Genomic DNA, 11,502 nt, shown 5'->3' on the forward strand with positions numbered 1-11,502 from the left:
CCCCATCTTCAAACCCATCATCGAAAACGAGGCCTGTTTGCTGGTTACCAGCATCAATTTGTACGAAGTGCACCGGGTGTTATCTCGCAAACTGACAGTTGAATTGCGTGACATGTGTTTGGAGGTGATGCAGCGCCCTTCCGTGATTGAACTCAACGACCAACGCGCCATTGCGGCATCTGAGTTGTCGCTGAAACACGGCTTGGCCATGGCGGATGCCGCCATGTACGCAATGGCTCTCGAGTACAAAGCCGTTTTATGGACGCAGGATGCAGACTATCAGGGCTTAATGGGCGTGAAGTATTTTCCTAAGGCCTGAATTTCGTCAACAGCATGGCATCCCCATAACTGAAAAACCGGTATTTCTGTTCAATCGCATGCGCATACACACGGTGCATATGCGCGAACCCGCTGAACGCTGCGACAAGCATCAACAGCGTCGATTTAGGCAAATGGAAATTGGTGATCAACACATCCACCACTTGAAACGCAAAACCCGGGGTGATGAAGATGCGCGTATCGCCCTCGGTGTGGCCGTTTTGCGCCCACGACTCTAAAGTGCGCACACTGGTCGTGCCCACCGCCACCACACGCCCGCCGCGCGCGCGGCAGTCCGCAATGGCTTGCAACGTAACTGTTGGGATGCGGTACCACTCGCTGTGCATGCGGTGTTCGCTGAGGTTTTCTGTTTTCACCGGCGAAAACGTGCCTGCACCTACGTGCAGCGTGACGCTGGCAATGTGCACGCCGCTCGCTTGAAGCGCTTGTAACACCGCTTCATCAAAATGCAGAGCTGCGGTGGGCGCAGCTGCCGCACCCGGGTGTTTGGCAAACACGGTTTGGTAGCGTTGACTGTCTGCTTGCTGGTGCTCGTCAGTCGCAGATTTTTGCGTGCGCTCTATGTAAGGCGGCAGTGGCATATGGCCATGGGCTGCCATCAAATGATGTGGCTCGTCGCTGAACGACAGCAAAAACAAAGCCCCGTTTTCATCCGGCCAGCGCCCGAGCAGCGTGGCTTCAAATGCATGCCGCCTACCACTGCGGTCCCACATCATGAGGCGCGCGCCGGGCAAGGGTTTTTTGCTGACTTTCATGTGCGCGACCACGCGGTTGGGCGCTTGGCCGGGTTCATCGGCCAGCACACGTTCAACCAATAACTCGAGTTGCCCGCCGCTGGCTTTTTCACCGAACAATCGCGCGTTCACCACTTGTGTATCGTTGAACACCAGCAAGTCTCCAGCGTTTAACAAACTTGGCAACTCATGAAAAATGCGGTCCTCAGGTTGCAACGGGTCACGCGCGTCAAGCAACCGCGAAGCACTGCGCTCAGCAGTGGGGTGCTGGGCAATCAGCTCGGGGGGAAGTTGGAAATCGAAATCGCTGAGTGTGAACTGGCGAACAGAAGAAGAGGGCATGTGCTTGAGGGCCGGACGGGCCCGTTCCAAGAGTGAATCAGAGGGCAGATTGTGGCAGTAAACATTTTGGCGAGATCAAGTGAATCAAGCGGATGAGAAAGCATGTCTGAACCTGCATGTCAGAATGATCCTGATGATATTCAACACCGATCAAACCGCCGCCGCGCTGCCCTATTTGCATTTGGTCGATTGCATCAAAGCTTTATTGCTAGATGCTTCGGTGAAAGTGCCGCCACGCTTGGTGCAGCCCTTGTTCAACGGCGGCAGTTTGTTTGTCATGCCCGCTTCTGACAAGCAATTCGCCATCACCAAGCTGATCACCTTTGTCGCTGACAATGCCTCGCGTCAACTGCCTGCGATTCAGGGCGATGTGGTGGTTTTTGATGCCATCAATGGCAAACGTTTGTGCGTGTTGGATGGACCGACGGTGACGGCGCGTCGCACCGCTGCGGTGTCTTTGCTGGCCGCGCAACTGCTGGCGCCAAACCCTAATGGCAAGTTGCTGATCATTGGCGCCGGTGTGCAAGGCCGCGCGCATTTGGAAGCGTTTGCACAAGGCCTGGGCGTGAAAGAAGTGAGGGTGGCTTCGCGCAGCCAAGCCAGCGCAAACGCATTGGTGCAACACGCGATCAACCTAGGCCTGCAAGCGCAAGTGGTGGATAACGCGGATGAAGCACTGGCTGAATGCAGTCTGGTCGTCACTGCCACCAGCGCAAAGCACATCGCCATGCGGGCGCGCCCCAGAGACGATGCCTTCGTGTGCGCCGTGGGCGCGTTCAGTCCGCGCATGGTCGAGTGGTCGCCCGAAGTGTGTCAGCACATGGCGCAGCACGGACGCATCGTCGTCGATACGCGCGATGCCGACCACGAGGCCGGTGATTTATTGCAAGCCGGTTTGGAAGTACCGTGTTTTGCCAGTTTGCAAGACGTGGTTCAACACGCGTACAAAAAGACTGTCAAAGCAGGCCCGGTGTTTTTCAAAAGTTGCGGCTGGGCAGGTTGGGATTTGGCGGCAGCCCGCTGTGCTTTACAGGGAACGCCGCGCCAGTCTTAAGCCATGGAGCAGGCACAATCGCCCACACATGTCCGTCGATACAACTTCCAACACCAACACCAACACCGAGCGCAAGCCGCTGTCCGTGCCGCAAAAAGCCTTGCGCAAAATGGGCTTGCTGCGCCCGGTCGACATGGCTTTGCATTTGCCGATGCGTTACGAAGACGAAACCCGCTTGGGCAAACTCAGCTCAGCGCGGGACGGTGACACTTTGCAATTTGAAGCCGTGGTGCAAAGCTGTCAGGTGGTGTTCAAACCGCGCCGCCAATTGCAAGCGGTGGTGAGCGACGGGACAGATATGTGCACACTGCGTTTTTTCAATTTCTACCCGAATATGCAAAAGGCCTTGGAGGTCGGACGCAAAGTGCGATTGCGCGGCGAATTGCGCGGTGGTTTCATGGGCTACACCATGATGCACCCGACGGTACAGCCAGCGGGAGCACCATTGGCGGGCGCACTCACGCCGATCTACCCCAGCACCGCCGAACTACCGCAAGCGTATTTGCGCAAAGCCGTGCTGGGCGGTTTGGCGCGCGCCTTGCAAAGCGATGCATTCAACGAAACCATTCCGCCGGGTCATCTGCCACCGCACAGTTGGGGCTTGCGCGAGAGTTTGCAGTTTTTGCATCACCCGTCGCCCGATGTCTCTTTGGCTGAACTCGAAGACCGCAGCCACCCTGCTTGGCAACGCCTGAAAGCCGAGGAGTTGCTGGCGCAACAACTGTCGCAATTACAGGCCAAGCGTGAGCGGCAGTTGTTGAATGCGCCGGTGCTTGCCCTTGGCACCAAAGACCAAGGCGTGCTGGCACAGTTGCACGCTGTTTTGCCTTTCAAGTTGACAGGTGCACAAACCCGGGTGGTCAATGAAATCGCCAACGACGTAGCACGTGCCGTGCCCATGCACCGTTTGTTGCAAGGCGATGTGGGTTCGGGCAAAACCGTGGTGGCTGCGTTGGCCGCCGCCCAATGCATTGACGCGGGTTGGCAATGCGCGTTGATGGCACCGACCGAAATCCTCGCCGAGCAACATTTCACCAAACTGATAGGTTGGCTGGCGCCCGTGTTGCAACCGCTGGGCTTGCAAGTGGCATGGTTGACCGGCAGCCAGAAAAAAAAGGAGCGCGACGCCATGCTGGCGTTAGTGGCCAGCGGCGAAGCGGCCTTGGTGGTCGGCACACACGCCGTCATTCAGGACAAAGTGCATTTCAAAGCATTGGGTTTGGCCATCATCGATGAGCAACACCGCTTTGGCGTGGCGCAACGTTTGGCGCTGCGGCAAAAGTTGTCGGATGTAGAAACCTATGGCGAACACAGCGCGGGCGCGCCGCAAGAGCCGCATTTGCTCATGATGAGCGCGACGCCGATTCCGCGCACATTGGCGATGAGCTATTACGCCGATCTGGACGTGTCCACCATTGACGAATTACCGCCCGGGCGCACACCCATCGTCACCAAGTTGGTGGCCGAAACAAGGCGCGATGAAATCATCGATCGCATTCGCGCCCAATTACAAGAGGGCAGACAGATTTATTGGGTATGTCCGTTGATCGAGGAAAGTGAAGCGCTGGATTTGCGTAATGCCACCGATACCCACGAGGATTTGTGCAACGCCTTGCCCGGCGTCATGGTGGGTTTGTTGCATTCGCGCATGCCGCAGGCCGAAAAAAAAGCCGTCATGTCATTGTTTGTGCAGGGGCAAATGGGCGTGCTGGTCAGCACCACGGTGATCGAGGTGGGTGTCGATGTGCCGAATGCATCTCTGATGGTGATAGAGCATGCCGAGCGTTTCGGCCTGAGCCAGTTGCACCAGTTACGCGGGCGGGTTGGGCGCGGTGCGGCCGCGTCAGCTTGCGTGCTGTTGTATTCGCTGGGTGAACACGGGCGGCTCAGTGAGACGGCGCGGGCCCGCTTGCGGGCCATGGCTGACACCGGCGATGGGTTTGAAATTGCCAGACGGGATTTGGAGATTCGCGGACCGGGTGAATTTTTAGGTTCGCGCCAAAGCGGGGCGGCCATGTTGCGGTTTGCTGATTTGGCAGTGGACGGCGAACTGTTGCAGTGGGCGCAACAGCTCGCGCCCCTGATGTTGGACAAACACCCGCAAAATGGGGCGCGGCACGTGGAACGTTGGTTAGGTGGAAAATCCGATTTCCTCAAAGCCTGAAATCACCATGACCCTGACAGAACTCAAATACATTGTGGCAGTCGCTCGTGAAAAACATTTCGGCCGCGCCGCCGACGCTTGCTTTGTGTCGCAACCGACCTTGTCGGTCGGCATCAAAAATCTGGAAGAGGAATTACAAGTCAAATTGTTTGAGCGCAGTGCCAATGAAGTCGCGGTCACCCCCTTGGGCGAAGACATCATCCGGCAAGCGCAAAGCGTGCTGGAGCAGGCGTCCAATATCAAAGAGATAGCCAAACGCGGCAAAGACCCACTGGCTGGTCCGCTGCGTCTGGGGGTGATCTACACCATTGCACCCTACTTGTTGCCCGAACTGGTGCGCCACAGCATAGACATGTCGCCGCAAATGCCGCTGATGCTGCAAGAAAACTTCACTGTCAAGCTGCTGGAAATGCTGCGCACCGGTGAAATAGATTGCGCCATCATGGCCGAGCCGTTTCCCGATGCCGGTCTGGCCATCGCTGCTTTGTACGACGAGCCCTTCATGGCGGCGCTGCCCAGCAACCATCCGCTTGCAGGGCGCGAGTCCATCAGTGCAACCGAACTCAAAGCCGAAACCATGTTGTTGCTGGGTAATGGACATTGCTTTCGTGACCATGTGCTGGAAGTCTGTCCCGAGTTCGCGCGCTTTTCCAATGACACCGAAGGCATACGCAAAAGCTTTGAAGGGTCTTCGCTGGAAACCATCAAACACATGGTGGCCGCAGGCATGGGCGTGACCGTGGTGCCGCGTTTGAGTGTGCCTAAAGAGGCACTGGTCGTCTCCGCCAAACGCAAAAAATCGCTCGACACTTATGTGCGTTACTTGCCGATTGTGGAGGGCAAGGACGCCCCGCCCACGCGGCGCGTGGTGCTGGCTTGGCGAAGAAGTTTCACGCGCTACGAAGCCATCGCGGCATTGCGCAATGCGATTGTCGCCAGCGAGTTGCCTGGCGTGACCCGCTTGTCATGATCAAGCTGTATCTGGACCTGATTCGCTGGAACCGTCCCGCGGGTTGGTTGCTGCTGTTGTGGCCGAGTTTGAGTGGCTTGTGGTTGGCTGCCGGCGGATTTCCCGGCTGGCATTTGTTGACTGTGTTTGTGCTGGGCACCGTGTTGATGCGCAGCGCCGGTTGCTGTGTCAACGATGTGGCCGACCGCGAGTTCGACAAGCATGTCAAACGCACCGCCAACCGTCCGGTCACCTCTGGCGCTTTGTCTGTGCGTCTGGCCTTGAGCGCGGGTGCAGTGCTGGCGCTGTGCGCTTTCGGTTTGGTGCTGACCACCAATGCGGTGGCCGTGGTGTGGTCGTTCGCCGCTTTGGCCGTTACCTTGGCTTATCCCTTTGCCAAACGCTATGTTGCGATGCCGCAAGCGGTGCTAGGCATTGCTTTCAGTTTCGGTATCCCGATGGCGTTTGCGGCCGTCAACGGTGGTCCGCTCACGCCTATGGGTGTGTGGCAGGCAGTGCCGCCGCTGGCCTGGGGCTTGTTGGTGATCAATATGTTTTGGGTGTTGGCGTATGACACCGAGTACGCCATGGTGGACCGCGACGATGATCTGCACATAGGCATGAAAACCTCAGCGATCACGCTTGGCACCTATGACGTGGCGGCGGTCATGGGGTTTTATGCCGTGTATTTGCTGGGGATGCTTTTGTTGCTCAAACCGCTGAATTTGGGTTGGCCACATTGGTTTTCGATTGAGATCGGCGGCGTGCAGGCCTTGTGGCATTTCGGCATGATTTACAAACGCGAACGCGATGCTTGTTTTCGCGCATTCAGACTGAACCACTGGTTGGGGGCGACTGTTTTTGCAGGCATTGCCTGGGGACTGCATTTGCAAAACTGACCCATCCGACGCTGCGGTGTATCAGCCATTCGCACCTTCGGCTATTTCATTGATTGACAGACAAAGAAAAAGCCACACTAAGGTGGCTTTTTTGTTGACGGATCAAGCCAGCCAATTATTTTGCTTTCTTGTGTGATTTCTTTTTGCCTTTTTTCTTGGCCATGATCAGGTGATCAGCATCGAAAGAAGCAGCCGACACGGCACCTGCGTGCGTGAAGCCGGAGACTGTTTGGGTTGCGTGTGCAGGTGCGGACAAGCAGGCAAGCACGGCAGAAAGAGTAATCAAAAGAGTTTTCATGGTTGATGGCCTTGTCGAGGTGTGTACAGAAGTATGGATTGTTACATTAAAAAATCAGGCGTGAAAAGAGGATTATTCTTGATCAAATAAGTGGCCCATCTCAATGGCGCGTTGTTGGGCCGCCGCCATCGCCTTGGAAATCGCAAGGTCTAGCTTGTCATCTTGCATGCGGGTGATGGCGGCGAAGGTGGTTCCGCCTTTTGAAGTGACACGCTCGCGCAATACCTCGGGCTTTTCATGGCTGCTACGCGCCAACTCAGATGCGCCCACAAACGTGCCGACAGCCAGTTGGTGCGCTTGCGCCGCGGATAAACCCATGCTGATCCCGGCCTTGGCCATGGCCTCAATAAAGAAGAAAACATAAGCAGGACCCGAGCCAGACAAGGCCGTTACCGCATCCAACAAGGCTTCGTCGTCGACCCAAATCGTTTCACCAACCGCCTGCATCAATGCCTGTACTTGTTCTCTTTGCAATGCGCTGACAGGGGGCGTGGCAAACAATCCGGTTTGACCCAGACCCACCAACGCGGGGGTATTGGGCATGGCTCTGACCACGCATGGTGAATCCAGCCAGCGGCAGATACTGTCGCTGCGCACACCGGCCGCCACACTCAAGTGCAAGGCCTGTGCAAACATGCCTGTCAAAGAGTTAGCCACTTGTTTGAAAACTTGCGGCTTGATGGCCCAGACCACCAACTGCGAGTGTGTCAGCGCTGCCCCCGCTTGCGCATGGCATTGCAGACCCATGTGCTTTTCTAAATAGGCGCGCGTTGCATCCACTGGTTCCACCACATGGATGTGTGTGGCAGGGATGCCTTGCTTGAGCCAGCCGGTGATCAAGGCCTGCGCCATGTTGCCCCCGCCAATGAACGTCATAGGCAAGAGAGAAGAAAAAGAATCGGTCATGTTGAAAACCTGTTGTGTCAGAACGTACCCACGCTGATTGTCAATCAATGCGCTATTGTTTGCCGCACGGCGCGGTCCCACGCGGCCATTTTGTGGTCCGCCTCGTCGCGTGAGATGCGGGGCTCAAATTGCCGCTCGACCCGCCAATGTTGCGCGATTTCTTGTGGGCTTTGGTAGATCCCGGCAGTCAAGCCAGCCAAGTACGCCGCACCCAGCGCTGTGGTTTCAATCACTTGCGGGCGCAACACTGGGATGCCCAGCAAATCGGCTTGGAACTGCATCAGCAAATCGTTCACGCAAGCGCCGCCATCGACCCGCAGCTCTGTCACTGCTTGCTTTGCGTCGCGGTTCATGGCTTGCAACAAGGCGGTGCTTTGAAACGCGATACTTTCGAGCGCTGCGCGCGCAATATGCGCCATGGTGGTGCCGCGCGACAAACCGACCATGGTGCCGCGCGCATCGGCTTGCCAATAAGGAGCGCCTAAGCCGGTGAAGGCAGGAACCAAGACAACGCCACCCGCATCTGGGACGGTTTCGGCGAGTTGTTGCACATCGGCGCTGTGGTCAAAAGCACGCAAGCCGTCGCGCAACCATTGCACCACAGCCCCGCCTATGAACACACTGCCCTCTAAGGCATAAGCGGGCGTGCTGTCGGCCTGTGCCGCGCTGGTGGTGATCAAGCCGTTGCGGCTGGTTTGGAAATGATCGCCGGTATGCATCAGCATGAAGCAGCCGGTGCCGTAGGTGTTTTTGGCTTGGCCGGCGCTGAAACAAGCTTGTCCGAACAGCGCACTTTGCTGGTCACCGGCCACACCGCCTATAGGCAAGGCATGTCCCAACCATTGGGATTGCGTGAGTCCGAAGTCGCTGGCCGAAGGCTGTACCCGGGGCAACACAGACGCAGGAATGTCGAGCAGTTGGAGCAACTCGTCATCCCATTGGTTGGTGTGTATGTTGAAGAGCATGGTGCGCGCCGCATTGCTCACATCGGTGGCATGGACCGCGCCGCCACTGAGTTGCCACATCAGCCAGCTGTCGACCGTGCCAAAGGCCAGCTCGCCACGTTCCGCCATGGCGCGTGCGCCCGCAACGTTGTTCAAAATCCATTGCAACTTGGTGGCCGAGAAATACGCGTCAATCAGCAACCCTGTTTTCTGCTGGATCAAAGATGCTGCGCCTTGCTCTATCAGAACTTGGCAGACAGGCGCTGTGCGTCTGTCCTGCCAGACAATGGCGTTATGGATCGGATGGCCGCTGTCACGTCGCCAGACCACGGTGGTTTCGCGCTGGTTGGTGATGCCTAATGAAGTGATGGACGAAGCGTTGATGCCGGCTTGCGAGATCGCTTGGCGAGCGGTGTTCAATTGAGACTGCCAAATTTCCTCGGGGTCGTGCTCAACCCAACCCGGCTGCGGGTAAATTTGATGCAATGGCTGTTGTGCCATAGAGACAATCGATCCATCCGTACGCATGATGATGCTGCGCGAACTGGATGTCCCCTGATCCATGGCCATTAAATACGACATAAGTACTCTTTCATACAAGAGGTTGGAACACCTGTTAAAAATTTTCTCCAAACCCGATACAAACTATGCCATAATTGCGGGCTCTGCTTTTCAAACAGCAGAGAAATCACGCCCAAACAAATGCACAGCAAATGGTTTGCAGTGCAGATGACGGGCCCAAGACTGATCAAGCAGGCTCAGCTCTCACGGGTTGTGCAAATTTGATACAAGTTGGGAAACAGAAATGATCCAGACAGAATCCAGATTAGAGGTCGCCGACAACACCGGTGCAAAGTCCGTTTTATGCATCAAGGTGCTTGGCGGATCTAAGCGTCGTTATGCCAGCGTGGGCGACATCATCAAAGTAAGCATCAAAGAGGCTGCGCCTCGCGGCCGCGTCAAAAAAGGCGAAATTTACAGTGCCGTGGTGGTTCGTACTGCCAAAGGTATTCGTCGCAGTGACGGCTCGTTGGTCAAGTTCGACAGCAATGCGGCCGTGCTACTCAACGCCAAACTCGAGCCCATCGGCACGCGCATCTTTGGACCGGTCACGCGCGAATTGCGCACCGAGCGATTCATGAAGATCGTCTCCCTGGCCCCCGAAGTTCTCTGAGGACCTGACACCATGAACAAATTACGTAAAGGCGATGAAGTCATCGTCATCACGGGTCGCGACAAAGGCAAGCGCGGCACCATCGCATTGCGCCAAGATGATTCGCACCTCGTGGTCGAAGGCATCAATTTGGTCAAAAAACACACCAAGCCCAATCCCATGGCTGGCACAACTGGCGGCATCGTTGATAAAACCATGCCTATTCACCAGTCCAATGTGGCCATTTACAACGCCACCACCGGCAAAGCCGATCGCGTGGGCATCAAGATCAATTCCGATGGTACGAAGGTTCGCGTCTTCAAATCCAGCGGTGAAGTTATCAAGGTTGCATAAACATGGCACGACTCCAACAACACTATCGTGAAAAAGTGGTCCCTGAATTGACCGCCAAATTCGGCTACCAATCTCCGATGGAGGTGCCGCGTCTGACCAAGATCACTCTCAACATGGGTGTGTCAGAAGCCGTGGCTGACAAAAAAGTCATGGAACATGCGGTCGGCGACATGAGCAAAATCGCTGGTCAAAAACCAGTCGTGACCAAGGCGCGTAAAGCGATTGCCGGTTTCAAAATTCGCGAACAGCAGCCCATCGGTTGTATGGTCACTTTGCGCGGTGTGCGCATGTACGAATTTTTAGACCGCTTTGTCACCGTGGCATTGCCCCGTGTGCGTGACTTCCGTGGTATTTCTGGTCGCGCGTTTGACGGTCGCGGCAACTACAACATCGGCGTGAAAGAGCAAATCATCTTCCCCGAGATCGAGTACGACAAGGTTGATGCCCTGCGCGGCATGAACATCAGTATCACCACCACGGCCAAGACCGACGATGAGTGCAAAGCACTTCTTGCCGCCTTCCGTTTCCCCTTCAAGAACTGAGGTGCCCTGTGGCTAAAGTAGCTTTGATTGAACGCGAACTCAAGCGCGACAAACTGGTCGCTAAGTATGCAAAAAAATACGCTGAATTGAAGGCTGTGGCTAACGATGCCAAGCAAAGCGATGAAGCGCGTGCAACGGCCCGTTTGGGTTTGCAAAAGTTGCCCCGCAACGCCAATCCCACACGTCAGCGCAACCGTTGTGAAATCACCGGTCGTCCCCGTGGTACTTTCCGTCAATTTGGTTTGGGTCGCGCCAAGATTCGCGAAATGGCCTTTGCGGGCAACATCCCTGGCATCACCAAGGCCAGCTGGTAAGACAGCAGGAGATATTCAATATGAGCATGAGTGACCCCATTGCCGACCTGCTGACGCGTATCCGTAATGCGCAGATGGTGGCCAAGCCGACCGTGTCGGTGCCTTCTTCCAAAGTCAAGCTGGCTATCGTCCAGGTGTTGAAGGAAGAGGGCTACATCGACGGCTTTCACGTCAAAACAGACGCGGGCAAAACCGAGTTGGAAATCGCCTTGAAATACTACGCAGGTCGTCCTGTGATTGAGCGCATCGAGCGCGTCTCTCGCCCAGGTCTGCGTGTTTACAAGGGCCACAACGCCATACCCCAAGTCATGAACGGTTTGGGCGTGGCCATTGTCACCACACCTCAAGGCGTGATGACAGATCGCAAAGCCCGCGCCACAGGCGTGGGTGGCGAAGTTCTTTGTTACGTGGCTTAAGGGAGAAAACAGCATGTCCCGAGTCGGAAAAATGCCCGTCGCCGTGCCCAAGGGTGTGGACGTGGCCATCAACGAACAGCTCATCAGCATCAAA

Annotated in this window: 14 protein-coding genes; 10 read left to right on the top strand and 4 right to left on the bottom strand. The window is 56.2% G+C overall.

The annotated features are described in order from the left end of the window. A partial coding sequence (locus tag AC9UG7_RS02725; protein ID WP_509583833.1) for a PIN domain-containing protein occupies positions 1-319 on the top strand: 319 nt, incomplete at its 5' end. Here the strand turns inward: AC9UG7_RS02725 and queA are convergent. Further along, positions 309-1,415: a tRNA preQ1(34) S-adenosylmethionine ribosyltransferase-isomerase QueA gene (queA, locus tag AC9UG7_RS02730; RefSeq protein ID WP_509583835.1), complete on the bottom strand. Its 1,107-nt coding sequence runs from the start codon at positions 1,413-1,415 to the stop codon at positions 309-311. The two genes, AC9UG7_RS02725 and queA, sit on opposite strands and share 11 nt — an antisense overlap. Before the next feature lie 124 nt (positions 1,416-1,539). Between queA and AC9UG7_RS02735 the strand changes: the two genes are divergently transcribed. Genes AC9UG7_RS02735 through ubiA form a run of 4 tightly spaced genes read left to right on the top strand, consistent with a single transcriptional unit; the run spans position 1,540 to position 6,481 of the window. Further along, positions 1,540-2,469, top strand: coding sequence for a delta(1)-pyrroline-2-carboxylate reductase family protein (locus AC9UG7_RS02735; protein ID WP_509583837.1), 930 nt, complete (start codon positions 1,540-1,542; stop codon positions 2,467-2,469). 28 nt (positions 2,470-2,497) lie between these two features. Beyond that, a complete protein-coding gene (gene recG / locus AC9UG7_RS02740) occupies positions 2,498-4,633 on the top strand; it encodes an ATP-dependent DNA helicase RecG (protein ID WP_509583838.1) in 2,136 nt (711 codons plus the stop codon). 7 nt (positions 4,634-4,640) lie between these two features. Continuing rightward, positions 4,641-5,603 carry a hydrogen peroxide-inducible genes activator gene (locus AC9UG7_RS02745; RefSeq protein WP_509583840.1) on the top strand — a complete coding sequence of 321 codons (963 nt, stop codon included), beginning with the start codon at positions 4,641-4,643 and terminating at the stop codon, positions 5,601-5,603. Beyond that, positions 5,600-6,481, top strand: a complete 882-nt coding sequence (gene ubiA / locus AC9UG7_RS02750; RefSeq protein WP_509583842.1) for a 4-hydroxybenzoate octaprenyltransferase — start codon at positions 5,600-5,602, stop codon at positions 6,479-6,481. Before AC9UG7_RS02745 ends, ubiA begins: the two co-directional genes overlap by 4 nt. A 115-nt stretch (positions 6,482-6,596) precedes the next feature. Here ubiA and AC9UG7_RS02755 read toward each other — a convergent pair whose 3' ends face one another. From AC9UG7_RS02755 to glpK, 3 genes are all read right to left on the bottom strand, one after another. Further along, positions 6,597-6,779, bottom strand: coding sequence for a hypothetical protein (locus AC9UG7_RS02755; RefSeq protein WP_509583844.1), 183 nt, complete (start codon positions 6,777-6,779; stop codon positions 6,597-6,599). A 72-nt stretch (positions 6,780-6,851) separates the two neighbouring features. After that, entirely contained in the window at positions 6,852-7,685 is an 834-nt protein-coding gene (gene proC / locus AC9UG7_RS02760; RefSeq protein WP_509583846.1) for a pyrroline-5-carboxylate reductase, read from the bottom strand. A gap of 44 nt (positions 7,686-7,729) precedes the next feature. Then, entirely contained in the window at positions 7,730-9,211 is a 1,482-nt protein-coding gene (glpK, locus tag AC9UG7_RS02765; RefSeq protein ID WP_509583848.1) for a glycerol kinase GlpK, read from the bottom strand. Between the two features lie 223 nt (positions 9,212-9,434). On the opposite strand from glpK, the gene rplN reads away from it, so the two are divergent. Genes rplN through rpsH form a run of 5 tightly spaced genes read left to right on the top strand, consistent with a single transcriptional unit; the run spans position 9,435 to position 11,408 of the window. Next, positions 9,435-9,803 carry a 50S ribosomal protein L14 gene (rplN, locus tag AC9UG7_RS02770; protein ID WP_509583850.1) on the top strand — a complete coding sequence of 123 codons (369 nt, stop codon included), beginning with the start codon at positions 9,435-9,437 and terminating at the stop codon, positions 9,801-9,803. Positions 9,804-9,815: 12 nt separating this feature from the next. Beyond that, entirely contained in the window at positions 9,816-10,136 is a 321-nt protein-coding gene (rplX, locus tag AC9UG7_RS02775; protein WP_509583851.1) for a 50S ribosomal protein L24, read from the top strand. A gap of 2 nt (positions 10,137-10,138) precedes the next feature. Next, positions 10,139-10,678 (top strand): 50S ribosomal protein L5, encoded by a 540-nt coding sequence (gene rplE / locus AC9UG7_RS02780; RefSeq protein ID WP_509583853.1) that lies wholly within the window; start codon positions 10,139-10,141, stop codon positions 10,676-10,678. A gap of 8 nt (positions 10,679-10,686) precedes the next feature. Next, positions 10,687-10,992 carry a 30S ribosomal protein S14 gene (rpsN, locus tag AC9UG7_RS02785; RefSeq protein ID WP_509583855.1) on the top strand — a complete coding sequence of 102 codons (306 nt, stop codon included), beginning with the start codon at positions 10,687-10,689 and terminating at the stop codon, positions 10,990-10,992. A gap of 20 nt (positions 10,993-11,012) precedes the next feature. Further along, a complete protein-coding gene (rpsH, locus tag AC9UG7_RS02790) occupies positions 11,013-11,408 on the top strand; it encodes a 30S ribosomal protein S8 (protein WP_509583857.1) in 396 nt (131 codons plus the stop codon). Positions 11,409-11,502 lie beyond the last annotated feature (94 nt).

It is taken from the genome of Limnohabitans sp. (genome assembly GCF_046052765.1).
Lineage (GTDB): Bacteria > Pseudomonadota > Gammaproteobacteria > Burkholderiales > Burkholderiaceae_C > Limnohabitans.